This window comes from Tardiphaga sp. GW822-FHT04G09 (genome assembly GCF_058800725.1).
The window spans coordinates 166,989-189,695 of record NZ_JBXAMO010000007.1; the positions used below are offsets into that span (position 1 = coordinate 166,989).

Annotated in this window: 20 protein-coding genes; 18 read left to right on the forward strand and 2 right to left on the reverse strand. The window is 63.0% G+C overall.

From position 1 onward, the window contains the following. Positions 1 to 5: 5 nt before the first annotated feature. From pcsA to AC1RLZ_RS15190, 3 genes are read left to right on the forward strand one after another with little or no spacing between them, the layout of a single operon-like run. Positions 6 to 740, forward strand: coding sequence for a phosphatidylcholine synthase (gene pcsA / locus AC1RLZ_RS15180; RefSeq protein WP_493189263.1), 735 nt, complete (start codon positions 6 to 8; stop codon positions 738 to 740). Next, positions 737 to 1,474: a TerC family protein gene (locus tag AC1RLZ_RS15185; protein ID WP_493189264.1), complete on the forward strand. Its 738-nt coding sequence runs from the start codon at positions 737 to 739 to the stop codon at positions 1,472 to 1,474. The genes pcsA and AC1RLZ_RS15185 overlap by 4 nt, the downstream gene beginning before the upstream one ends. A gap of 56 nt (positions 1,475 to 1,530) precedes the next feature. After that, positions 1,531 to 2,505, forward strand: a complete 975-nt coding sequence (locus AC1RLZ_RS15190) for a quinone oxidoreductase family protein (RefSeq protein WP_493189265.1) — start codon at positions 1,531 to 1,533, stop codon at positions 2,503 to 2,505. 58 nt (positions 2,506 to 2,563) lie between these two features. Here AC1RLZ_RS15190 and rimO read toward each other — a convergent pair whose 3' ends face one another. Further along, complete coding sequence (gene rimO, locus AC1RLZ_RS15195) at positions 2,564 to 3,892, reverse strand: 30S ribosomal protein S12 methylthiotransferase RimO (protein WP_493189266.1); 1,329 nt, start codon at positions 3,890 to 3,892, stop codon at positions 2,564 to 2,566. 111 nt (positions 3,893 to 4,003) lie between these two features. Here rimO and AC1RLZ_RS15200 point away from each other — a divergent pair, with 111 nt between their 5' ends. Together AC1RLZ_RS15200 and AC1RLZ_RS15205 are read left to right on the forward strand one after the other, a co-directional pair. Beyond that, on the forward strand, positions 4,004 to 4,594 hold the full coding sequence (locus tag AC1RLZ_RS15200; RefSeq protein ID WP_493189267.1) for an ANTAR domain-containing response regulator: 591 nt from the start codon (positions 4,004 to 4,006) through the stop codon (positions 4,592 to 4,594). After that, on the forward strand, positions 4,591 to 5,763 hold the full coding sequence (locus AC1RLZ_RS15205) for a CmpA/NrtA family ABC transporter substrate-binding protein (RefSeq protein WP_493189268.1): 1,173 nt from the start codon (positions 4,591 to 4,593) through the stop codon (positions 5,761 to 5,763). Before AC1RLZ_RS15200 ends, AC1RLZ_RS15205 begins: the two co-directional genes overlap by 4 nt. Positions 5,764 to 5,771: 8 nt before the next feature. Here AC1RLZ_RS15205 and AC1RLZ_RS15210 read toward each other — a convergent pair whose 3' ends face one another. Next, positions 5,772 to 6,473, reverse strand: a complete 702-nt coding sequence (locus AC1RLZ_RS15210; protein ID WP_493189269.1) for a phosphoadenylyl-sulfate reductase — start codon at positions 6,471 to 6,473, stop codon at positions 5,772 to 5,774. A 216-nt stretch (positions 6,474 to 6,689) separates the two neighbouring features. Here AC1RLZ_RS15210 and cysD point away from each other — a divergent pair, with 216 nt between their 5' ends. The 13 genes from cysD (at position 6,690) to AC1RLZ_RS15275 (ending at position 22,588) form a co-directional block, all read left to right on the forward strand. Continuing rightward, positions 6,690 to 7,529 (forward strand): sulfate adenylyltransferase subunit CysD, encoded by an 840-nt coding sequence (gene cysD / locus AC1RLZ_RS15215; protein ID WP_493189270.1) that lies wholly within the window; start codon positions 6,690 to 6,692, stop codon positions 7,527 to 7,529. A gap of 11 nt (positions 7,530 to 7,540) precedes the next feature. Then, positions 7,541 to 9,457 carry an adenylyl-sulfate kinase gene (gene cysC, locus AC1RLZ_RS15220; protein WP_493189271.1) on the forward strand — a complete coding sequence of 639 codons (1,917 nt, stop codon included), beginning with the start codon at positions 7,541 to 7,543 and terminating at the stop codon, positions 9,455 to 9,457. 354 nt (positions 9,458 to 9,811) lie between these two features. Then, positions 9,812 to 11,599, forward strand: coding sequence for a NirA family protein (locus AC1RLZ_RS15225; RefSeq protein ID WP_493189272.1), 1,788 nt, complete (start codon positions 9,812 to 9,814; stop codon positions 11,597 to 11,599). After that, complete coding sequence (locus AC1RLZ_RS15230) at positions 11,596 to 13,200, forward strand: sulfite reductase subunit alpha (protein ID WP_493189273.1); 1,605 nt, start codon at positions 11,596 to 11,598, stop codon at positions 13,198 to 13,200. Before AC1RLZ_RS15225 ends, AC1RLZ_RS15230 begins: the two co-directional genes overlap by 4 nt. Positions 13,201 to 13,557: 357 nt before the next feature. Continuing rightward, the gene (locus tag AC1RLZ_RS15235) at positions 13,558 to 14,655 is read left to right on the forward strand and encodes an ABC transporter substrate-binding protein (RefSeq protein ID WP_493189274.1); all 1,098 of its coding nucleotides are present in this window, start codon (positions 13,558 to 13,560) and stop codon (positions 14,653 to 14,655) included. Beyond that, positions 14,633 to 15,673, forward strand: a complete 1,041-nt coding sequence (locus AC1RLZ_RS15240) for an ABC transporter permease (protein ID WP_493189275.1) — start codon at positions 14,633 to 14,635, stop codon at positions 15,671 to 15,673. The genes AC1RLZ_RS15235 and AC1RLZ_RS15240 overlap by 23 nt, the downstream gene beginning before the upstream one ends. Next, positions 15,667 to 16,458: an ABC transporter ATP-binding protein gene (locus AC1RLZ_RS15245; protein WP_493189276.1), complete on the forward strand. Its 792-nt coding sequence runs from the start codon at positions 15,667 to 15,669 to the stop codon at positions 16,456 to 16,458. Before AC1RLZ_RS15240 ends, AC1RLZ_RS15245 begins: the two co-directional genes overlap by 7 nt. A gap of 116 nt (positions 16,459 to 16,574) precedes the next feature. Beyond that, a complete protein-coding gene (locus AC1RLZ_RS15250; RefSeq protein WP_371423320.1) occupies positions 16,575 to 17,531 on the forward strand; it encodes an ABC transporter substrate-binding protein in 957 nt (318 codons plus the stop codon). 7 nt (positions 17,532 to 17,538) lie between these two features. Further along, the gene (locus AC1RLZ_RS15255; protein WP_493189277.1) at positions 17,539 to 18,417 is read left to right on the forward strand and encodes an ABC transporter permease; all 879 of its coding nucleotides are present in this window, start codon (positions 17,539 to 17,541) and stop codon (positions 18,415 to 18,417) included. Next, positions 18,410 to 19,216, forward strand: a complete 807-nt coding sequence (locus tag AC1RLZ_RS15260; RefSeq protein WP_493189278.1) for an ABC transporter ATP-binding protein — start codon at positions 18,410 to 18,412, stop codon at positions 19,214 to 19,216. Before AC1RLZ_RS15255 ends, AC1RLZ_RS15260 begins: the two co-directional genes overlap by 8 nt. Positions 19,217 to 19,384: 168 nt before the next feature. After that, positions 19,385 to 20,527, forward strand: coding sequence for an acyl-CoA dehydrogenase family protein (locus AC1RLZ_RS15265; protein ID WP_493189279.1), 1,143 nt, complete (start codon positions 19,385 to 19,387; stop codon positions 20,525 to 20,527). Between the two features lie 25 nt (positions 20,528 to 20,552). Beyond that, positions 20,553 to 21,647 carry an LLM class flavin-dependent oxidoreductase gene (locus AC1RLZ_RS15270; RefSeq protein WP_493189280.1) on the forward strand — a complete coding sequence of 365 codons (1,095 nt, stop codon included), beginning with the start codon at positions 20,553 to 20,555 and terminating at the stop codon, positions 21,645 to 21,647. Further along, the gene (locus tag AC1RLZ_RS15275; protein WP_493189281.1) at positions 21,644 to 22,588 is read left to right on the forward strand and encodes an ABC transporter substrate-binding protein; all 945 of its coding nucleotides are present in this window, start codon (positions 21,644 to 21,646) and stop codon (positions 22,586 to 22,588) included. Before AC1RLZ_RS15270 ends, AC1RLZ_RS15275 begins: the two co-directional genes overlap by 4 nt. Positions 22,589 to 22,707: the final 119 nt, after the last annotated feature.

Consider the following 22,707-nt stretch of genomic DNA (forward strand, 5'->3'; position numbering starts at 1 on the left):
GGCACATGACCGCTTCGAGTCCGGACCAATTCCCGTCGTCGTCACGATCCGCGCGCGCGGCGGCGTTCTCGGTTCACATCTTTACTGCGCTCGGTGCCGGCGTGGCGCTCATTGCCATGATGAGCGCCGTGCGCGGCGAATGGGCTGCGATGTTCGGCTGGCTCGGTCTGGCGCTGATCATCGACGCGCTCGACGGTCCGATCGCGCGACACTTGGACGTCGGCCGGGTGCTGCCGGATTGGTCGGGCGATGCGCTCGATTTCGTGGTCGATTTTCTTACCTATGTGTTCGTTCCGGCCTATGCGATTGCGGCGTCCGGTCTGTTGGTGCCGTGGACGGCGGTGCTGCTCGGCGCCGGTATCGTCGTCACCAGCGCACTATATTTTGCCGACAAGCGCATGAAGACCGACGACAACCACTTTCGCGGATTTCCGGCACTGTGGAATGGGGCGGCGTTCTATCTGTTCCTGCTGCAACCATCCCCTGCCGTCGCAAGCCTGGCGATGCTGGCGCTGATCGTCCTGACTTTCGTGCCGGTGCATGTGCTGCATCCCGTTCGCGTAATGCGCCTGCGCCGCTTGAACCTGTCACTGATGGCGATCTGGGCCGTGCTCGCCGTCATCACGCTGATACAGAATTTCGCTGTTGCTTGGCCTGTTACGGTCGCGCTCTGCGCGATCGCTTTTTACATTCTCTGCGGTGACGCCGTCATCCGCCTCATGAGGCCCTCCAGATCATGATCGAACTGTTTTCCAGCCCCGAAGCCTGGGCCGCACTGCTGACATTGACCGCTCTCGAAATCGTGCTCGGCATTGACAACGTGATCTTCCTGTCGGTGCTGGTGTCACGGCTTCCGGAGCCGCGGGCCACGCGCGCACGCCAGATCGGTCTCGCCCTGGCATTGGTGTTTCGTATCATCCTGCTGAGCGTCCTTGTCTGGCTGATCGGCCTGACTGAACCGGTGATCTCCGTGAGGGGTCTCGCGCTGTCGTGGCGCGATATCATCCTGATCGGCGGCGGTCTGTTCCTGATCGCCAAGGCGACGCACGAAATTCATGCCGAGGTCGAGGCGCGGGAAGGGCACGGCGACGAGAGGTCGGCCCCGAACGCCTTTGCCTGGGTGATCCTGCAGGTCGTGGTCGTCGATCTCGTGTTCTCGCTCGACTCCATCATCACGGCGATCGGTATGGCGCAGGACATCGAGATCATGGTTGCCGCCGTCATCATTGCCTGTGCGGTGATGTATGTATCGTCCGGGCCGGTGGCGCGCTTCGTGGCGCAATATCCCACCACCAAGATGCTGGCGCTGGCTTTCCTCGTGCTGATCGGCGTCTCGCTGGTTGCAGACGGATTCAAATTCCACATCCCGCGCGGCTACATCTATTTCGCCATCCTGTTCTCGTCGGCGGTCGAGCTGTTCAATGTGCTGGCGAAGCGCAACCGCCGAAAGCGGGCCCAATCGGGCACAGGTTGACATCACGCGGCTGTTGGTTATCGCTTGAGACCAAAGTCATTCAGGGAGATTGAACGATGACCAAGGCCATTCGCGTCCACGAAATCGGTGGACCTGAAGTCCTCACCTATGAAGACGTGCAGGTTCCGGCCCCGGCAGCGGGCGAGGTGCGCATCCGCCAGCATGCCATCGGCGTCAATTTCATCGATACGTATTTCCGCAGCGGTCTCTACAAGGCGCCGCAGCTGCCATTCATCGCCGGCAATGAAGCCTCCGGCGAAGTCATCGAGGTCGGTCCCGGCGTTACAGGCTTCCATCCCGGCGACCGCGTTGCCTATTATTCAAATCTCGGCAGCTATGCCACTGAGCGCGTCTTCGCTGCAGACCGGCTGGTGAAGCTGCCCGACCTGATCACCCACGAGCAGGGCGCCGTGCTGATGCTCAAGGGCCTCACGGTCTGGTATCTGCTGCACAAGACCTTCAAGGTCGAGCCGCATCACCGCGTGCTGATCCATGCCGCGGCGGGCGGCATCGGACTGCTTGCCTGCCAGTGGGCCAAGGCCATGGGTGCACATGTGATCGGCACCGTCGGCTCGAAGGAGAAGGGCGAGTTGGCACTGGCCAATGGCTGCGATCACGTCATCTATTACAACGAAGAGAACTTCGTCGATCGCGTGAAGCAGATCAGCCGTAACGAACTGTGCGATGTCGTCTATGACGGTGTGGGCAAGACCACCTATCCGGGCTCGCTGTCGTGCCTGAAGCCGCGTGGCATGTGGGTATCGTTCGGCAATGCGTCAGGCCCGGTGCCGCCATTCGCGATCGCCGAACTCAACAATCACGGCTCGCTGTTCGCGACGCGCCCGAAGCTGAACGACTATGTCGCCAAGCGCTCTGAATTGCTGGAGGGCGCCGACACGCTGTTCTCGGCTGTGATCGACGGCAAGCTGCATGTGCCGATCAATCACGCCTATGCGCTGAAGGATGCAGCCAAGGCGCATGTGGATCTGGAAGCACGCAAGACCACGGGCGCGGTGATTTTGAAGGTGTGAGGTTTGTTCTTTTCCCTCCCCCTGGTGGGGAGGGAAACCACCGCCGCCGGCACTTTTATTAAAACCCCGCCACGGTCCCGTGCAGATCATACGCATCCGCGCGCTCGATCTTCGCCGTGACGATCTCGCCGACCTTCAGCGGCCGGCGTGCGGTGATGTAGACCGAACCGTCGATATCGGGAGCGTCGGCCTTCGAGCGGCCCTTCGACACGGTCGGGCCGACCTCGTCGATGATGATCTGCTGCCGGGTGCCGACCTTGCGCTTGAGGCGACGCGCGGAGATCTTCTGCTGGCGCTCCATCAGTGCATTCCAGCGCTGCTGCTTGATTTCTTCGGGCACCGCATTGGCGATGGCATTGGAGGTCGCGCCCGCCACGGACTCGTATTTGAACGCGCCGACGCGATCGATCTGCGCTTCTTCCAGCCAGTCCAGGAGATACTGGAAGTCGCTTTCGGTCTCGCCAGGGAAGCCGACGATGAAGGTCGAGCGGAGTGTGAGATCCGGGCACATCTCGCGCCACGTCTTGATGCGGGCGAGGGTCTTGTCCTGCGCGGCCGGGCGCTTCATCGCCTTGAGCACCTCGGGAGCCGCATGCTGGAACGGGATGTCGAGATAGGGCAGCACATTGCTGCCGGCATTCATCAGGCCGATGACTTCGTCGACATGCGGATACGGGTAAACATATTGCAGCCGCACCCAGGCGCCGAGTTCACCGAGCTCTTTCGCCAGATCGTAGAACTTGGCGCGGACCTCACGGTCCTTCCACGGGCTGCTGGCATATTTGATATCGACGCCATAGGCGGAGGTGTCCTGCGACACGACCAGCAATTCCTTGACGCCGGCCTTCACCAGCTTCTCAGCCTCCAGCAGCACTTCGTTGGCAGGGCGTGAGACGAGATCGCCACGCAGCTTCGGGATGATGCAGAAGGTGCAGCGGTTGTTGCAGCCTTCGGAAATTTTCAGATAGGCGTAGTGCCGCGGCGTCAGCTTGATGCCCTGCGGCGGCACGAGATCGATATGCGGATTGTGCACCGGCGGCAGCGCGCGGTGCACGGCGTCGAGCACGCTCTCATATTGCTGAGGGCCGGTAATCGACAGCAGGTTGGGATAAGCGGCTTCGATCTGCTCGGGCTCGGCGCCCATGCAGCCGGTGACGATGACCTTGCCATTCTGCGCCATGGCTTCGCCGATGGCGCCCAGCGACTCCGCCTTGGCACTGTCGAGGAAGCCGCAGGTGTTGACGATGACGATGTCGGCACCGTCGTGCTTGCGTGCGAGTTCGTAACCTTCGGCCCGCAGGCGCGTGATGATGCGCTCGGAATCCACCAGGGCCTTCGGGCATCCCAGTGACACAAAGGAGATTTTCGGCGCGGCGGCCTGTTGCATGTTCGATCTGCCTGATTGAGAGGCAGCAGGTAGTCCCATTTGCCCATAATTACAAGGCTTTAAGCCGTGCGCGGGCGTGCTATGGGTATTCCGCATCCCTGTGAGTGCCCGATGGCTGCCGACCAGTCGCCCAAAATTGTCATTGTCGACGAAAGCCCGATTCGGGCCGCGATCCTCGAGGAAGGGCTGCGGGAGGCGGGCTATATCGACGTCCAGCACATCCGGGAAATGCACAATCTGCTCGCCCGGATCTACGCCCTGGACCCCGACGTCATCGTCATCGACCTGGAAAACCCCAGCCGTGACGTGCTGGAACAAATGTTCCAGGTCAGCCGCGCGGTGCGCCGGCCGGTGGCGATGTTCGTCGACCAGAGCGACGCCGAGGCGGCCCGGGCGTCAGTCGAGGCAGGGGTATCCTCTTACATCGTGGACGGGCTGAAGAAGGAGCGGATCAAGCCGATCCTCGATCTCTGCATCTCCCGTTTCAATGCCTTCTCCAAACTGCAGGACGAGCTCGAGCGCACCAAGTCGGCGCTGGAGGAGCGCAAGATCATCGACCGCGCCAAGGGCATCGTGATGAAGGTCAAGGGCCTCACGGAAGAAGAGGCTTACGTATTGCTGCGATCCACGGCGATGCGCGAGAAGAAGAAAATCGGTGAGATCGCACAGTCGATCGTCACCGCAGCGGAGTTGCTGAAATGACCGATCACCCGCTTCGTATTGGTTTCATTCCGCTGGTCGATGCCGCCGCGTTGATTGTCGCCGTCGACAAGGGCTTCACCAGGGCCGAAGGGCTGGACGTTACGCTGGTGCGCGAAGTGTCGTGGTCGAATGTCCGCGACAAGCTCAACATCGGCCTGTTCGAAGCGGCGCATCTTCTGGCGCCCGTTGCCATCGCTTCCAGCCTCGGGCTCGGGCATGTGAAAGTGCCGATCGTGGCGCCGTTCAATCTCGGCATCAACGGCAACGCCATTACGGTCTCGCCGGCTCTGCATGCCGCATTGATGGCTGAACTGGATGGCAATCCCACCGATCCGATGGCCACTGCGCAGGCACTGCGCCGTGTGGTGGCGGCCCGCAGCAAGGCCGGCGCCGAGCCGTTGACCTTTGGCATGACGTTTCCGTTCTCGACCCATAACTATCAACTGCGATTCTGGATGGCGGCCGGCGGTGTCGATCCCGACGAGGACGTGCGCCTCGTGGTGCTGCCGCCGCCTTACATGGTGGACAGCCTCGCCAATGGTCACGTGGACGCGTTCTGCGTCGGCGCGCCGTGGAATTCGGTCGCCGTCGATCTCGGCGTCGGCCACATCCTGCATTTCGTCTCCGACATCCTGCTGTGCGCTGCCGAGAAGGTGCTGGCGGTCCGGCAGGCCTGGGCGGAGAAGAATCCGGACACCGTCGCCGCATTGACGCGTGCGCATGTGAAGGCCGCGGCCTTCATCGAGGCCCCAGGAAATCGCGACGAGACCGCGGCCATTCTGGCCAAGCCCGAACATATCGGCGTCTCGCCGGAGGTCTTGTTGCGGACGCTGGATGGCCGGCTGAAGATTTCACCTGACGGCACCATGCGTGAGAGCGGCCGCTATCTGCTGGTCGGCCGTGAAGGGGCGGGGCGTCCCGACCCGCGCCAGGCGACGTGGCTTTATGCGCAGATGGTGCGTTGGGGGCAGGCCTCTATCAGCCCGGAAGCGCAGAAGACCGCCGAGGCGGTCTTCCGGCCAGATCTCTACGATGCGGCGCTGGGGATCGCGCCAAGCGCCAGCAGCGACGTGCCGGATGGGGTCGGTGCCTTTGCCGGCCCGGCGTTCGATCCCGATAATATCGCGGCGCATCTGGCTGCGTTCGAAATCGCGCATATGAAGTCGTAGCGGCTGCGTCAGCTCGCCGACTTGTGGATGCCGCATTCCGTCTTGGCCCGGCCGCGCCATCGGCCTGCGCGCGGGTCTTCGTCGGGTGAGGTGCGCGTCGTGCAGGGCATGCAGCCTACCGAGGCAAAGCCCGATGCGACGAGCGGATGCGGCGGCAGGTTTGCGGACGCGTAGATCAGCCTGATCTCGTCCGGCTCCACATTGGCGAACGGATTGAATTTCAGCTTGTCGCCATCGGTCTCGACCACCGGGATGGCCGCGCGTAATCCGCCCTGAAATCGTTTGCGGCCATTGATCCAGGCACCGAACGGCGCCAGGGCATGTGCCAGCGGTTCGACCTTTCGGATACGGCAGCAGCTATCGGGATCGGATGACCATAGGTCTCCGTCACTGTCGTGAGCAGCGAGCGCGTCCGCTGCGGGACGTATCGTCCGCACGTCGCGCAGGCCCAGCGTCGCGATCAGCTGATCGCGATAGGCAAGGGTCTCCTCGAACATCCAGCCAGTGTCGAGAAACAATACGGGAATGGCGGTGTCGACATCGGCCATTACCTTCAGCAGCGCCGCCGCCTCCGTGCCGAACGAGGACACCAGTGCGAGTTGATCGCGGCCCACCAGACGCAGCGCTGCGGCGACCACCTCGGCCGGCGAGGCGGATTGCAGCGTCCGGTCCCATTCATCGGCACTTGCGGTGGCTTGCGGCGGCGACATCACACACTCCTGAGCAACTCCAGCTTGACTGGAATAAGATTCTATATATCAGTTATTTATCGCCATTGAATAGAAGTATATTCTTTCTATTCAACAAAGGCAGTTTAGATTTTTTAACTCCGCAAATCCAGTTCCAGAGATGCAATTTCTCCGAGCATGCCCGCCTCGCGAGCAAGGACGAATCTCACGGCGGTTTTGAGGGTTTGGAGAAGGCGTATGACGTCAACCAATCTTGAGCGCGTCCGATCCGACGTCGCGTCGATGGATCACCTCGATCAACTGGAAGCACAGAGCATCTACATTCTCCGCGAAGCCTTCGCGCGATTGAAGAAGCTGGCCTTGCTGTGGTCACTCGGCAAGGATTCCAACGTGATGATCTGGCTGGCGCGCAAGGCGTTCTTCGGTCGCGTGCCGTTTCCCGCGCTGCATGTGGATACCGGCAAGAAGTTTCCCGAGATGTACGCGTTCCGCGATCGATACGCGGATGAGTGGGGACTCGACCTCACCATCGAATACTGCCCGTCGATCGACAGCGTCGACCCGACGCTGCCGCCGGCGGCGCGATCCGCGGCGCGCAAGACCGAAGGGCTCAAGCTGGCGCTTGCCAAGCACGGTTTCGACGGATTGATCGCCGGCATCCGGCGCGACGAAGAGGCGACCCGTGCCAAGGAGCGCGTGTTCTCGCCGCGCGGCGTCGAAGGCGGATGGGACGTGCGCGATCAGCCGCCGGAATTCTGGGATCAGTTCAACGCTTCGCCGCCGCCCGGCGCGCATCTGCGCATTCATCCCATCCTGCATTGGACCGAAGCCGACATCTGGGCGTACACGGCGCGGGAAAACATCCCGATCATTCCGCTGTATCTGGCCAAGGACGGCAAGCGCTACCGCTCGCTGGGCGATGCCGACATCACCAATCCCGTCGCGTCCACTGCCAGCACGATCGCCGAAATCCTGATCGAGCTCGACGGGACCACCGTGCCCGAGCGCGCCGGCCGCGCACTCGATCACGAGACCGAAGATGCCTTCGAGCGACTGCGCGTCGCCGGCTATCTCTAAGAGGTGATGCCATGACCAAACCCGTCAACCCGGTTTCGCTCGGGATGCCCAACGGCACCACACGTCCGCAATTGCGCATCGTCATCGTCGGCCATGTGGATCACGGCAAGTCGACCCTGGTCGGCCGACTGCTGCACGAGACCGGCGGCCTGCCGGACGGCAAGCTGGAGATGCTGAAAGCGGTCAGCGCGCGGCGCGGCATGCCCTTCGAATGGTCGTTCCTGCTCGATGCGTTGCAGACCGAGCGTGACCAGGGCATCACCATCGACACCACGCAGATCCGCTTCCGCACCAAGTTGCGCGACGTCATTCTGATCGACGCGCCCGGCCACGCCGAATTTCTGCGCAACATGATCACCGGCGCGTCGCAGGCCGATGGCGCCGTGCTCATCATCGATGCGCTGGAAGGCGTGCGCGATCAGACCCGGCGCCATGCCTATCTGCTGCATCTATTGGGCGTGAGACAGGTCGCCGTCGTCGTCAACAAGATGGACCGCGTTGATTTCAGCGCCGCTCGCTTTCAGGCGATCAGCGACGAAATCTCGGCGCATCTCATCGAACTCGGCGTCACGCCCGCCGCGGTGATTCCGATTTCGGCGCGGGACGGCGATGGTGTGGCCACCCATACCGACCGTATCGGCTGGTATCGCGGACCGACCGTTGTAGGTGCGCTCGATGCACTGACGCCGGCGCTCGCGCTTGATGAATTGCCGCTGCGACTGCCGGTGCAGGCGATCTACAAGTTCGACGATCGCCGCATTGTCGCCGGGCGCATCGAGGCCGGCCATCTGGCGGTTGGCGATAACGTCGTGATCATGCCTGCCGGCAAGCGGGCGAAGATCAAGAGCGTGGAGCGCTGGTCGGCGATGCCGCTGAAAGGCGAATACGGGGCAGGGCGATCCGTCGGTATCACGCTGGACCGCGAACTGTTCGTCGAGCGCGGCGATGTGATCGCTCACGTTGGCGCAGAACCGCGCGACACAAGGCGGCTGCGTGCGCGGATCTTCTGGCTGCACGACCAGCCGCTGACAGCGGGATCGTCGATCCTGCTTCGGCTTGGTGTGCGGGAAGTGCGGGCTACCGTGGTCGCGATTGAAAAGGCGATCGATCCCGGCGAGCTGGCGAGTGTCGAGACGAAAGAAATCGCCCGTAATCACGTCGGTGAAATCGATATTGCGCTGGCGCAGCCGGTCGCGGCCGATCGCTACGTCGACAATCCGCGAACCGGACGCCTCGTCATCGAGGTCAACGGCCGTATCGCGGGTGGTGGCCTCGTGCTCTCGGCCGATGCCGGACAGCGTGCGGTGTCGTCAGACATCGTGCCGGTGCAGTCGGCACTGCGGCCTGAGGAACGTTCGGCGCGCTACCGCCATCAAGGCGCGGTAGTGTGGTTCACGGGCTTGCCGGGATCGGGCAAGTCGACGCTGGCGCGGGCGCTGGAGCACCGTCTGTTCGCCAAAGGCGGTTCGCCGATCCTGCTCGACGGCGACACGCTGCGCGCCGGACTCAATCGCGACCTCGGCTTCTCCGCCGCCGATCGCAGCGAGAATGTCCGGCGGCTGGCAGAGATGGCCGGTCATCTCGCCCGCAACGGTCATATCGCCATCGTCGCGGCTGTTTCACCCTCGCGCGGCGATCGCGCCGAGGCCCGCAGCACGGTCGATACTGCATTTCGCGAGATCTATGTCGCGACTCCGGCGGAGATCTGCGAGCAGCGCGATCCCAAGGGGCATTACGCCAAGGCCCGCGCCGGCGATTTGCCGGGCTTCACCGGTATCGCCAATGACTATCAGGCGCCGGAGGCGGTCGAGCTGGTCATCGATACGTCGCAGGTCGATCTTGGTGTTGCGGTCGATGGAATCGAGGACATGCTTCGGCAAACGCGTGTGTTCGATGACGGGATTGCCGATCTGACGGCGAAACCCTAGATCGGCCATGGCCTGACGCCTGGACGGCAGCAATCCCCGCTGCCGTCTAAATATTGAGCGTGCGGTGCAAAATGCTGGCAACGCGCGGGCGGGTGTGCCCGATGCGTTAGCCAATGCGCTGATTTTCCGACGATTTTTACCCGCGATATTTTGGCATGAGACTTGAATGTCTCTAACCAGCCGGCGACCGCTGATGTCCGCCGGCCAGTCCCAGATGGATTTCCGCAGCAACGAGGCTGATCGGACCGTTCCCAGAATCCAAAGCCGGCGTCATGCGCTGACCTGATCCTGTGCGGTCACAATCCGTATCCCCGTTGAAGCCACGTTGTGGCCCGCAGGAGCTTCGTCGCGCGCATGAAAATCGAAACGCTCTCCGTCGACTTCACTGACGAACAGAAGCGCTACCTTGAAGGCTTTTCGACCGGGTTGCAGATCAGCCGTGTCGGCAAGGGCCTCGGCGGCGGGACGGTAGGCAAGACGAATGTTGAACCGACCGGACCGGATGCGCCCCACATCAAGGCGCAGGACCGCACCATCGCGGCGGGCAGGAAGCTGGTCGACCAGGAGAAGTGGAAGCGCGAGGAACATCCGTTCGACGCCTATCCACGCCTGAAAGCGCAGGCGCTTGCGGACGCCCGTCCGTCGCCGGCCGACAATTTCCGCTGGCGCTATTACGGCATCTTCTATGTGGGGCCAACGCAGGACTCCTATATGTGCCGGCTTCGGATCCCGAACGGCATCATGAAGCACTGGCAGCTTGCGGGTCTTGCCGATCTCAGTGACGCGCTGTGCGGTCCGTTCTCGCATGTGACCACGCGAGCCAATCTGCAGGTGCGCGAGATTCCGCCGAAGAATGCCGTGAAGCTGATCGAGGGGATCCAGGATCTCGGTCTGTGCTCACGCGGCTCCGGGGCTGACAACATCCGCAACGTCACCGGCACGCCGACCGCCGGCATCGATCCGCAGGAATTGCTGGATACGCGGCCCTATGCGCGCGAGTGGCACTATCACATTCTCAACGATCGCTCGCTCACCGGACTTCCGCGGAAATTCAACGTGGCTTTCGACGGCGCCGGCAAGATCGCCGTGCTGGAGGATACCAACGACATCGCCTTCGCTGCGGTCGAGGTGAAGGACGGATTCGGCGTCGAACCGGGCGTCTGGTTCAAGCTCGGGATCGGCGGCATCACCGGCCACAAGGATTTCGCCACCGATACCGGCATCATCGTGAAGCCGGAGAATTCCACCAAGGTCTCCGACGCTATCGTCCGCGTCTTCATCGATCTTGGCGACCGCACCAACCGGCTCAAGGCGCGGCTGAAATATGTGATCGACGGCATGGGCATGGAGAAGTTCCTCACCCTGGTCGAGGAGAAGCTCGGCGCGCCGTTTACCCGCGTTCCGGCGGACGCGTTGCTGCCCCGCCCAGGCTTCGATCGCACGGCGCATATCGGCGTGCACCGACAGAAACAGGAAGGCCTGAACTGGATTGGCGTCGTGCTGCCGCTGGGCAAGGTGACGACAGATCAGATGCGCGGTCTCGCGAAGATCGCCGCTGATCTCGGGGATGGCGATATCCGTCTCACTGTGTGGCAGAACCTGCTTATCCCCGGTGTGAAAGACGCGAATGTCGCGCTGGCGACTGCGGCCATCGAGGCACTCGGCCTTGCCATCAAGACCACCGAGATCCGCGCCGGCCTGATCGCCTGCACCGGCCGAGCTGCTTGCAAGTTCGGCAATGCCGACACCAAGCAGACAGCGACGGACATCGCCGCGTGGTGCGACACGCGCGTCGAGGTCGATACGCCGATCAACATCCATCTCACCGGCTGCCATCATTCCTGCGCGCAGCATTACATTAGCGACATCGGCATGATCGGCGCGCGCGTCGCGGTCGAGGACAGTGACGACACCGTAGACGGCTTCCACATCTTCACCGGCGGTGGCTTCGGGCCGCAGGCCGATATCGGGCAGGAGGTCTATCAGAACGTCAGGTCCGAGGACGCGCCCGTCGTCGTCGAGCGCCTGCTGAAGGCCTACCTCGCCAATCGCACATCGCCGGATGAGACCTTCCTGACTTTCGCGCGCCGCCATGACGGCGCGGCGCTGCGCGAGCTCGCTGACGAACAGGTGTCCGCATGAACCAGATGACGCCGCCCCCCAAACTCGAAATCATTCCATCGTCTGCACCGTTCTCCGAAGCGCAACGCTCCTGGCTGAACGGCTTCTTCGCCGGCCTGTTGTCCGATGCGCCGGCGACGCCGCTCTCGGCGGAGCAGGGCGCCGCCATCATGGAAGACGACGACGGCGCGCCCTGGCATGACCAGACCATGCCGATCGCCGATCGCATGAAGCTCGCCGAAGGCAAGCCGGTCCGCCGCAAGATGATGGCGGCGATGGCGCAGCAGGATTGCGGCCAATGCGGCTATAACTGCAACGACTATTCCGATGCGATTGCCACCAAGGCCGAAGCACGCCTGAACCTGTGCGTGCCCGGCGGCAAGGAAACCGCGCGGATGCTGAAGTCGCTCTATGAGGAGCTCGACAAGGCACCCGCTGGCGTTGCGCCCGCCCCGGTGAAGCCGGCAACTGCAGAGCCTGCCGAAGTGGCGGCGCCCGATCCATCGACGCTCGGCCGCTCGCGTGACAATCCCGCGCCGGCAAAATTTATCGGGCGCCGTCTGCTCAACGGCAAGGGCTCCGAGAAAGAGACCTGGCATATCGATTTCGATCTCTCCGGCTGCGGGCTCGATTATGTCGTCGGCGACTCGTTCGGCATCTTCGCGTCTAACGATCTCGGCCATGTCGACCAGATCATCGCACTGCTCGGCGCGTCGCACACGACGAAAGTGCGCGGCAAGACCCTGCGTGAGGTGCTGCAGTTTGATGTTTCGCTGGCGCCGGCACCGGACAGCCTGTTCGAGCTGATGTCCTATCTCACCGGCGGTACGCTACGCGCCAAGGCCCGCGCACTGGCGCAGGGCGAGGATCCCGATGGCGATGCAGCGATGCTCGACGTGATGGCGGCGCTGCAGAAGTTCTCCAGCGTGCGCCCGCATCCGGAAGCCTTCGTTGAGGCACTGGAGCCGTTGCAGCCGCGACTCTATTCGATCTCGTCATCGCACAACGCCACGCCCGGAAAACTCTCGCTGACCGTCGATATCGTTCGGTACATGGTCGGCAAGCGCAAGCGGCATGGTCTCGCCTCGAGCTTCCTTGCCGATCGCATCCAGCCCGGCGACGAACTCAAGGTCTATGTCCAGAAGGCACATGGCTTTGCGCTGCCGGAAAACCCGGAGACGCCGATCATCATGGTCGGGCCGGGCACCGGCATTGCGCCGTTCAGGGCGTTCCTGCATGACCGCAAGGCCACCAAGGCGCCGGGCAAGAACTGGCTGTTCTTCGGCCATCAGCGCAGCGGCTCGGATTTCTTCTATGCTGACGAACTCAATGGCATGAAGGCCGAGGGCTTCCTCACACGGTTGTCGCTGGCGTGGTCGCGGGATGCCGGAGAGAAGTTCTACGTGCAGGATCGCATGCGCGAGGTCGGCCGCGACGTCTGGACCTGGCTCGCCGAAGGCGCCCATGTCTATGTGTGCGGCGATGCCAAGCGCATGGCCAAGGATGTCGAACGGGCTCTGGTCGACATCGCCGCCCAGCACGGCGCGCGCTCGACCGACGAGGCGGTGATGTTCGTCAGTGAGCTGAAGAAGAAGGGGCGTTTCCAGCTCGACGTATATTGAGGCGAAGGGGGCGTAACGCCTCCATGTCGTCCGGCGCAGGTGGACGACGGCGCCGAGAAATGACAGTGCTGCTGAAATGCGAATGCGTAGAATAGTTGTACGCCGCTAAATCCCTTCCTCTCTCAGAGCCGATTGCATTGGAGATAATCTCTCCATCCTGCGCGACATTCAAAATTCCATTTTATTGACCGAAGTCGCCGCGCTGCGCATCCTCGTACCATCGTAATCACAGGGGCGGGAGTCGTCGGACTCTCACGGCTGAGCTTCCACTCAAAACATTGACCATCGCATCAGCGCGAGCCGCAACACCATGCGTTGTGGCCATGGGCAGCGCTGTGCCGATCGCAAGGAGACCAGATGTCGAACGATGATCACAACCGCAAGCCGCTGATGGATCGCCGGTCGCTGCTGCGCACCGGCGCTGCAGCCGCATTGGCCGCGCCGCTCGGCGTATGGGGCGCGCAGGCCTTTCCGTTTCGGCAGGCGTCACCCATTGATTTCTCCGAATTTCCGATCTGCAGGACCGCATCGGAGGCGCCTGCGCTCACCGGCGCGCCGCGCAAATTGAAGCTCTCCTGGAATGCCGGCGCGGTCTGCCTTGCGCCGCTGCCGGTCGCCATCGATCACGGCTTCTTCCAGAAGCAGAATCTCGACGTCGAACTGGTGAACTATAGCGGCTCGACGGACCAGCTTCTCGAAGCCATCGCTACCGGAAAATCCGATGCGGGCCTGGGTATGGCGCTGCGCTGGCTGAAGCCGCTGGAGCAGGGCTTCGACGTCAAGATCGTCGCCGGCACCCATGGTGGCTGCCTGCGCGCACTGGCGCCGGCGAAGTCAGAGGTCAGGAGCGTCGCCGATTTCAAGGGCAAGACCATCGCGGTCGGCGATATGGCCGGGCCCGACAAAAACTTCTTCTCGATCCAGCTCGCGAAGGCCGGACTCAATCCGGACAAGGATGTCGAGTGGCGGCAATATCCCGGCAATCTGGTACGGCTCGCCGTGGAGAAGGGCGAGGCGCAGATCGGGCTGGCATCCGATCCGCTGGCCTATCTCTGGCTCAAGGACGGCGAGCTGAAGGAAGTCGGCTCCAATCTCGACGGTCCCTACAAGGATATCAGTTGCTGCATCGTCGGCGTGCGCGGCAGCCTGCTGCGGGACGATCCGCAGGTCGCGCGCGGTCTGACGCAGGCATTGCTCGATGCAGCAATGTTCGCGTCACAGAATCCCGAAAAGGCGGCGAAGTCATTCCAGCCCTATGCGCCGAAGAATGCGACCATCGAGGATCTGCTGGGCATGGTGAAGTATCACACCCATCATCATCATCCGGTCGGCGACGCGCTGAAGCGCGAGCTGAAATCCTATGCCGACGATCTCAAGACTGTCTCGGTGTTCAAACCGGGCACCGACACCACCAAATTCGCGGAGCGCATCTATGCCGACGTATTCCGCGTCTGAGATTGCGCCGCTTGGCGCTGATCGCGAAACCGCGCTGATTGCCGGCGATGGCGGATTGCAATTCGTCAGCAAGCTCCGTTTCAGCATCACGGGGATCGGGGCAGGGCTCGCCTGGCTGGCCTTCGGCCTGTCATGTCTGTACTGGCCGGATATAGGTGACTGGCCGCGCAGCGAGGCCGTCGCTTACGCCGCATTCGCGATTGCCGCCGGCATCGCGATAGCAACCACGGCGCAGGCGGCGCTCGGCAAATTCGGCGATGGCGTGCAGCGGCGCGCGCCCTGGCTGTTTGCCTTGGGAGCGTTCCTGACGCTGTGGGAGCTTGCGACGGCAAAATTCGGCTGGCTGCCGCTGCCGTTCTTTCCGCCGCCGCAGTCGATCGTCGAGGTCTATACCGATGACCTGCCGAAACTGCTGGACAGCGCTTTCGCCTCGGTGAAGCTGCAGCTCGGCGGCTATTTCATCGGCGCGGCCGTGGGTTTCCTCACGGGCGTGTCCATCGGCTGGTCGCGGCTCGCCGGCTACTGGGTCCATCCGATCCTGCGCTTCATCGGACCGTTGCCGGCGACGGCCTGGCTGCCGATCGCGTTCTTCACGTTCCCGTCGGCCTGGAGCGCCAGCACGTTCCTGATCGCGCTGGCCACCGGCTTTCCCGTGACGGTGCTGACCTGGTCGGGCGTAGCCAGTGTCAGCACTGCCTATTACGACGTCGCGCGGACGCTCGGCGCCAAACCGTCCTTCCTGGTGACCAAGGTCGCGATCCCCGCAGCATTGCCGCATGTCTTTGTCGGCCTGTTCATGGGGCTCGGCGCGTCCTTCGCGGTGCTGGTCGTGGCCGAGATGATCGGCGTCAAGGCCGGGCTCGGCTTCTATCTGCAATGGGCGCAGGGCTGGGCGTCCTACAACAACATGTATGCGGCGCTGATTGTGATGTCGCTGCTGTGCTCCGGTGCGATCACGCTGCTGTTCAAGGTGCGCGACCGCCTGCTGGTCTGGCAGAAGGGAGTCGTCAAATGGTAGCGCTGGTCAAACCGTTTCAGCCCGCAGCGACCGGCGCGTCGCTCGACATCAAGAGCGTCAGCCATGCCTTCGATATCGATGGCAGCGTGCTGCCGGTGCTCGACGATGTCAGCATCAGTGTTGCACCGGGCGAGTTTGTGGCGCTGCTCGGTCCCTCCGGCTGCGGCAAGTCCACATTGCTGCGTCTGGTCGCCGGTCTCGAGCCGCCGCGTGCGGGAACGCTGGAAGAGGATGGCGTGGTCATCACCGGGCCGTATCCGTCCCGCGTTGTCGTTTTTCAGGATCCGACACTGTTTCCGTGGCGAACGGTGTGGGACAATGTCGCGCTCGGGCTGGAAGCGCAGGGCGTGCTGAAGACGCAGCGTCACCGCGTCGATGCGGCCATCGATCTCGTCGGCCTCGGCGCATTCAAGAAGGCCTATCCGCATCAGCTCTCGGGCGGCATGGCGCAGCGCGTGGCACTGGCGCGGGCGCTGGTGAACGATCCGCGCATCCTTGTGCTCGATGAGCCGCTCGGCAAACTGGATTCGCTGACACGGATCACCATGCAGGCCGAACTGGTCTCGCTCTGGCAACGTAACGGCTTCACGGCGCTGCTGGTGACACATGACGTGGAGGAGGCGCTGTTTCTCGCCAATCGTGTCATCGTGTTCAGCGATCGTCCGGCACGGGTGATGGCGGACATCACGGTCGACAGACCCTATCCGCGCCATCGCGGCGATCCGCATCTCGCCGAGCTGCGACGACAGATCCTGGGGCTGCTGGGACTCGATGCGACATGGTGAGCCCCGCCCGAATATGATCCGTTGCGGGCGGGCGCGCGCTCCACCGATAGCTGTATACGAGGCACGGTTATTGCATTCCTTTTGGGCTGACATGCGGTTCAGCCCAAGGGAATGACATGTACAGCACCAACCGACGCGATTTCATCCGCCTGACGGCCATTGCCGCGGCGCTGTCCACGACCAGCATCAAGGCTTTCGCTGCCGACCGCGTGGTCAAGATTGGAACGCTGAAGCTGATTCACGGCGTTACACCGTATTTCTACGAGAAATTCGCGCCAGAAGGCGTCAAGTTCGAGGTGATCCCGTTCGAGACCCCGACGGACGGCAAGAATGCCGTCGTGACCGGCACGGTCGATTTCGGCATCTTTGGCTTCGCCGCTGCGACGCTCGGCGGCGCCAATGGTGAGCCGGTCGTCGTCATCGCATCTGCCTGCAATCGCGGCATGGCCGTGGTGGCCAAGAAGGATTCCGGGATCAATACGATCAAGGACCTGAAGGGCAAGAAAGTCGCCATCCTGCCGGGCTCGACCCAGGAAGTCGTGATCCTCGATCGTCTCTCCGCGGAAGGCATGACGGTAAAGGACGTCGAGTCCGTACGTCTTTCATTCAGCGACATGGCGCCGGCGCTCGCCCGCGGCGACATCGACGCCTATGTGGGTGCCGAGCCCGGGCCTGGCATCAGCCTCGCCAATGGCGTCGGCCAGATCGTTGAATATCCCTACACCACGCCGACCGGTTCGCTGAACATGGTGCTGGCTACGCGCCGCGAACTGATCGAGAAAGACCCCGAACTCATCAAGGCGCTGCTCAGGACCCACCGCCTGGCCAGCGAATATGCCATGAAGGACCGCGAAGCCTTCATCGCCATTGCGATGCAGAAGCTCGGTCAGCAGAAGCCGTCGATCGAGAAGGCCGCGCCGAATGTGGAGCTGACCTGGAATATCGACGACCAGTTCATGAAGCAGGCGGAATATTACGGCGGCCAGATGCTGTCCAAGAAGCAGATCCGGCAGTTGCCGGACTATAAAACCTTTATCGATGCGAGCTTCGTGAAGGCGCTGGCGGCCACGTGAGCGCATCGTGAGTTTGCAAACGACGATGGACGATACGTCCAACAGGCTTGCGCCAGCGGCGGAGACGCCTCCGGGGCTTGCAGCCAGGAAGCGCGGGCAGGGCCTGCAGCGGGCCCGCACAGTCTCGCTCGCGCTGATCGTGCCCGTCTGCCTGATGGTGATCTGGGACGTCATGGTGCGCTGGACCGGCACGCGGCTGGTGCCGTCGCCCTATGGAGTGGCCGTGATGATGTGGGATTTCGCTTTCGGCGGAATCTATGACGACGCCTACAGCGCCAGCCTGCCGATCCATTTCTGGAAAAGCGTGCAGCGTGTCTATAGCGGCTTTCTCTGTGCCGCGGCGGTCGGCATTCCGCTCGGGCTGATGATCGGGCGTATGCCACTGCTGCGCAAGTTGCTCGACCCTACGCTGTCGCTCCTGCGACCGGTCCCGGTGACGGCATGGCTGCCGTTGTCGATGATCTTCTTTGGTCTCGGCCCGCGCGCGGCGATCTTCCTGGTATTCCTAGGCGCGTTCTTTCCGATCCTGCTCAACACGGTATTCGGCGTGCGCTCCGTCGATATCAGGCTGTTCGAGGCTGCCGAGATGCTCGGCTGCAGCGGCGCCCAGCAATTCCGTTCGGTCGTGCTGCCGGCGGCACTGCCGAGCATCTTCAACGGGCTTCGTCTCGGCGCAGGTTTCGCCTGGATCCTGATCGTGGTCGGCGAGATGACCGGCGTGCCCGAAGGCCTCGGCGCCGTCATCATGGACGGCCGCACGCTGTCGCGCACCGATCTCGTGATCACCGGCATGATCATCATCGGCATCACCGGCTTCGTGTCCGATCGTATCCTGCTGATGCTCAGCAACTACTTCCTCCGGTGGAGCCCACAGCATCATGCTTGATCGACCAACCATAATTGCGCCTGATATCCTCGAGGTCAGCGACGTCAGGAAAATCTATCAGGCTTCCAACGGCCCGGTCGAAGCGCTTGGTGGTGTCAACCTCACCATCCGCAAGGGCGAGTTCGTTTGCCTGCTCGGCGCGTCCGGTTGCGGCAAGTCCACCTTGCTTCGCATCGTCGCCGGCTTCGAGACAGCGACCCAGGGCTCCGTGACCATGTACGGCTTCCCGGTCGATAAGCCGGGCCCAGATCGGGGCATGGTGTTTCAGGATTACGCGCTGTTTCCGTGGCTCACGGTGCGCGACAATATCGGCTTCGGCCCCAAACATCGCCGTGTCGCGAGCAAGGTCGTGGACGAACTCACCGACAAGTTCATGGCCATGGTGGGATTGACGGCCTTTGCCGATCGCTACCCGCACCAGCTCTCCGGCGGCATGAAACAACGCGTTGCGATCGCGCGGGTGCTGAGCAACGACACCGACGTGCTGCTGATGGACGAGCCGTTCGGCGCGCTCGATGCGCTGACCCGCAGCAAGCTGCAGGAGGAACTCGTCGAGATCTGGCGCACCACCGGCCTTACCGTGATCTTCGTGACGCATTCGGTTGAGGAGGCCGTGATGTTGGCGGATCGCGTCATCGTGATGTCGGCGGGGCCGGGCCGGATCGATTGCGAAATCGAGGTCGATCTGCAGCGCCCGCGCGACGTGGCATCGCCCGAATTCAATGTGTTGCGGCGTGAGGTCACGCAAAGGCTTACCAGCCATATCGCCGGCAGCCGGCAGGTGGCGGCAGATTCCTGAATTGGGCTTCAAAGTCGCGCGAATAAAATTCTCACCTGAGGCCGCCAGGGAGAATTTTCACCTGCGGGTCTGACGCCCATCAGTCCCGCTGTCGTTATTTCCGGGTACCGCTTGTAACGCCTGCCGAACGGCATTCTCTAGGGTCAGAGAAGCCGAAAGCAGTACGATATGGACGCGGTTCCCAGCATTATCGATCGGGTCAATTTACTTGCGCCGGGCTTTGCCGAGCGCGCACCGCTGCACGATCGTGCCGCAAGCTTTCCGGTCGAGAATTTTCAGGAACTGTCCGAGGCGGGCCTTTTGGCGCTGCCGGTGCCAAAGGCGCTGGGCGGCGCGGGTGCCGGGGTGCGCGAGGCTGCGCGCGTTGTGAGCGCGGTCGGCAAGGCCGACGCTGCCACGGGCCTCGTGCTGGCGATGCATTATATCCATCATCTGGTGATCGCGAAGAGTGGCCGCTGGCCCGCGCATCTGTCGGAACGCGTGTCGCGCGACGCCGTGAATGGCCTTGCGCTGATCAACGCATTGCGCGTCGAGCCCGACCAGGGATCGCCATCGCGGGGCGGACTGCCTCAAACCACTGCGAAGCGCACGGCCGAAGGCTGGCGCATTACCGGCCGCAAGATCTATTCGACGGGGTCGCCGATCCTCAAATGGTACACTGTATGGGCCAAGACGGACGAGCCCGACGTACGCGTCGGCGTCTTTCTGGTGCCGGCCGGTCTGCCGGGCACAAAGATCATTGAGACCTGGGATCATCTCGGTCTGCGCGCCAGCGGCAGCCATGACGTTGTGTTCGACGATGTGGTCGTCCCGCTGGCTAACGAGATCGACGTGCGACGCCCGGGCGAATGGGGGCCGCCTGATATCGCGCAGTCCACCATCCAGGCCGTGCTGGTCGGTGCGGTCTATGACGGCGTGGCGCGGGCTGCGCGTGACTGGCTGATCGATTTTCTGAAGACCCGCACGCCGTCGAGCCTGGGCGCGCCGCTGGCGACGCTGCCGCGGGCACAGGAGATCGTCGGCGGCATCGAGGCGAAGCTCGCGGTCAATGCGCGACTGCTGGATACGTTTGCACGGGATATCGACGAGGGCATCGCGCTGACGTCGGTCGAGGCCAATATCCTGAAACTCAATGTCACCAACAATGCTGTGGCTGCTGTCGAGGACGCGTTGTCGCTCACCAGCAATCACGGTTTGACCCGTGCCAATCCGCTCGAACGTCACTATCGCGATGTGCTGTGTGGCCGCGTGCACACGCCGCAGGACGACAGCACCAAGATCTTCGCCGGGCGCCTCGCGCTCGGCATCTGAACAACAGCAGGAAGTGGAGAGCACCATGTCCGTCGAATTCATCGGCTTCATCACCAACAATGACGCATCCGAAACCCGTGTCCGCTCCGGTCCGGTGCTCGATCCCGGCTATATCGAAACTGTCGCGAAGGCGCATGAACTTGCCGGCTTCGACCGCGCGCTGCTCGCCTTCCATTCGACCACGCCGGACGGCCTGCAGGTCGCCCAGCATGCACTCGGCGTCACCGAAAAACTGAAGGTGATGATCGCGCAGCGTCCGGGTTTCACCGCACCGACGGTGCTGGCACGCCAGCTCGCCACCATCGAGAATTTCCACAATGGCCGCGTCTCGCTGCATGTCATCACCGGCGGCAATGCCAAGGAGCTGCGGCAGGACGGCAATACGCTCGACGACAAGGACGAGCGCTACGCGCGCACCAGCGAGTGGCTCGACATCATCAAACAGGAATGGACGAGCGAGAAACCATTCGACTATGCCGGCAAATACTATCAGGTCGAAGGCGGCTTCTCGCAGGTGAAGCCCACCGTGCCGATCCATGTGTTCGTCGGCGGCGCATCGGATGCGGCCATCGACGTGTCGGGCAAGCATGCCGATACGTTTGCGCTGTGGGGTGAATCCTATGCGCAGGTGCGCGATGTCACCGGCCGCGTGCGGGCCGCTGCGGCGAAATATGGCCGCCCGGCACCGCGCTTCAGCCTGTCGGTGCGGCCGATCATCGCCGACACCGAGGAGAAGGCCTGGGCCAAGGCCGATGACATTCTCGCCCGCGCCACCGCGCTGCAGGACAAGACCGGCTATCGCAAGCCGGCTGATGGCCATGCCACCGCCGGCGCGAAGCGTCTGCTGGCGCTGGCCGAGCAGGGCACCCGCATCGACAAGCGGCTGTGGACCGAGATGGCGGCGCTCACCGGCGCCAACAGCAACACCACGGCGCTGGTCGGCACGCCCGAGCAGGTCGCCGAAGTGTTCGCCGATTACTACGATCTCGGCGTCAGCCACTTCCTGATCCGCGGCTTCGATCCCCTGATCGATGCCATCGATTACGGCCGCGAACTGATCCCGCGCACCCGCGAACTGATTGCGGCGCGTGACGCCGCCAAGGGAGTGGCCGCAGCATGAAACGGCTTGTTCTCGCCGCCGGTCTGATCCTCGCGGCTTTTGCCACTTCTGCTCGCGCTGAGACCACGCTGATCGTCGGCGACCAGAAGGGTAATGCGCGCGCCGTGATGGAAGCATCCGGCGTGCTGAAGGACGTGCCCTACAAGATCGAGTGGAAGGAGTTCGCGGCGGCAGCGCCGCTGCTGGAGGCGCTCGGTGCCGGCGCGCTCGATAGCGGGTTGGTCGGCGATGCGCCCTTCACCTTTGCTGCGGCGGCCAATGTGCCGGTCAAGGCAATCGGCGCGATCCGGCAGACCGGCGATGGCCTCGCCGTGCTGGTGCCGAAGGACTCGACGATCAAGAGCTTCGACGATCTGAAGGGCAAGAAGATCGCCACCGGCCGCGGCTCGATCGGGCATCAGCTCATTCTGGCCGCGCTGGAGCAGAAGGGCTGGACGGCGAGTGATGTGCAGATCGTGTTCCTCGCGCCGTCTGACGCCAAGGTCGCTTATACCCGCGGGTCAGTCGATGCGTGGTCGACCTGGGAGCCTTATGTGAGCCAGGAAGAGGTGCTGTTCCAGTCGCGCGTCCTGCTCAATGCCGAGGGCCTGACATCGGGGCTGAGCTTTGTCGTGGCGACGCCGAATGCCATCCGCGACAAGCATGCCGAGCTCGAGGACTATCTCCGCCGCCTCACCGCAGCCCGCGCCTGGGCGCTGAAGAACGCGGACGCCTATGCGCAGACCTGGGGCAAGCTGATGAACGTGGCGCCGTCGGTGTCGCTGAACTGGCTGACCCGCGCCAAGATCAGGATCGCGCCGGTCGATGACGGCGTCGTCGCCGACGAGCAGAAGACCATCGATCTCTATCTGCGCAGCGGCCTGATCAAGCAGAGGCTCGATGCCAATGCGATCGTGGATCGATCGTTCAACGATGCCATCGGGAAGGGTGCGGGCTTGTAGCCTCTCGATCCAGACCCGGCAATGCTACTTAAACACTGTCATGCCCGGGCTTGTCCCGGGCATGACAGTGTTTGCATCGAGGATGTCTCGCTGTCGCCAGAGCCACAACCCGCACATCC

What these genes read in the sequence shown, in the direction of transcription:
- pcsA (WP_493189263.1), top strand. Translation starts at nt 6, where the DNA reads ATGACCGCTTCGAGTCCGGACCAATTCCCGTCGTCGTCACGATCCGCG.
- AC1RLZ_RS15185 (WP_493189264.1), top strand. Translation starts at nt 737, where the DNA reads ATGATCGAACTGTTTTCCAGCCCCGAAGCCTGGGCCGCACTGCTGACA.
- AC1RLZ_RS15190 (WP_493189265.1), top strand. Translation starts at nt 1,531, where the DNA reads ATGACCAAGGCCATTCGCGTCCACGAAATCGGTGGACCTGAAGTCCTC.
- rimO (WP_493189266.1), bottom strand. Translation starts at nt 3,892, where the DNA reads ATGCAACAGGCCGCCGCGCCGAAAATCTCCTTTGTGTCACTGGGATGC.
- AC1RLZ_RS15200 (WP_493189267.1), top strand. Translation starts at nt 4,004, where the DNA reads ATGGCTGCCGACCAGTCGCCCAAAATTGTCATTGTCGACGAAAGCCCG.
- AC1RLZ_RS15205 (WP_493189268.1), top strand. Translation starts at nt 4,591, where the DNA reads ATGACCGATCACCCGCTTCGTATTGGTTTCATTCCGCTGGTCGATGCC.
- AC1RLZ_RS15210 (WP_493189269.1), bottom strand. Translation starts at nt 6,473, where the DNA reads ATGTCGCCGCCGCAAGCCACCGCAAGTGCCGATGAATGGGACCGGACG.
- cysD (WP_493189270.1), top strand. Translation starts at nt 6,690, where the DNA reads ATGACGTCAACCAATCTTGAGCGCGTCCGATCCGACGTCGCGTCGATG.
- cysC (WP_493189271.1), top strand. Translation starts at nt 7,541, where the DNA reads ATGACCAAACCCGTCAACCCGGTTTCGCTCGGGATGCCCAACGGCACC.
- AC1RLZ_RS15225 (WP_493189272.1), top strand. Translation starts at nt 9,812, where the DNA reads ATGAAAATCGAAACGCTCTCCGTCGACTTCACTGACGAACAGAAGCGC.
- AC1RLZ_RS15230 (WP_493189273.1), top strand. Translation starts at nt 11,596, where the DNA reads ATGAACCAGATGACGCCGCCCCCCAAACTCGAAATCATTCCATCGTCT.
- AC1RLZ_RS15235 (WP_493189274.1), top strand. Translation starts at nt 13,558, where the DNA reads ATGTCGAACGATGATCACAACCGCAAGCCGCTGATGGATCGCCGGTCG.
- AC1RLZ_RS15240 (WP_493189275.1), top strand. Translation starts at nt 14,633, where the DNA reads ATGCCGACGTATTCCGCGTCTGAGATTGCGCCGCTTGGCGCTGATCGC.
- AC1RLZ_RS15245 (WP_493189276.1), top strand. Translation starts at nt 15,667, where the DNA reads ATGGTAGCGCTGGTCAAACCGTTTCAGCCCGCAGCGACCGGCGCGTCG.
- AC1RLZ_RS15250 (WP_371423320.1), top strand. Translation starts at nt 16,575, where the DNA reads ATGTACAGCACCAACCGACGCGATTTCATCCGCCTGACGGCCATTGCC.
- AC1RLZ_RS15260 (WP_493189278.1), top strand. Translation starts at nt 18,410, where the DNA reads ATGCTTGATCGACCAACCATAATTGCGCCTGATATCCTCGAGGTCAGC.
- AC1RLZ_RS15265 (WP_493189279.1), top strand. Translation starts at nt 19,385, where the DNA reads ATGGACGCGGTTCCCAGCATTATCGATCGGGTCAATTTACTTGCGCCG.
- AC1RLZ_RS15270 (WP_493189280.1), top strand. Translation starts at nt 20,553, where the DNA reads ATGTCCGTCGAATTCATCGGCTTCATCACCAACAATGACGCATCCGAA.
- AC1RLZ_RS15275 (WP_493189281.1), top strand. Translation starts at nt 21,644, where the DNA reads ATGAAACGGCTTGTTCTCGCCGCCGGTCTGATCCTCGCGGCTTTTGCC.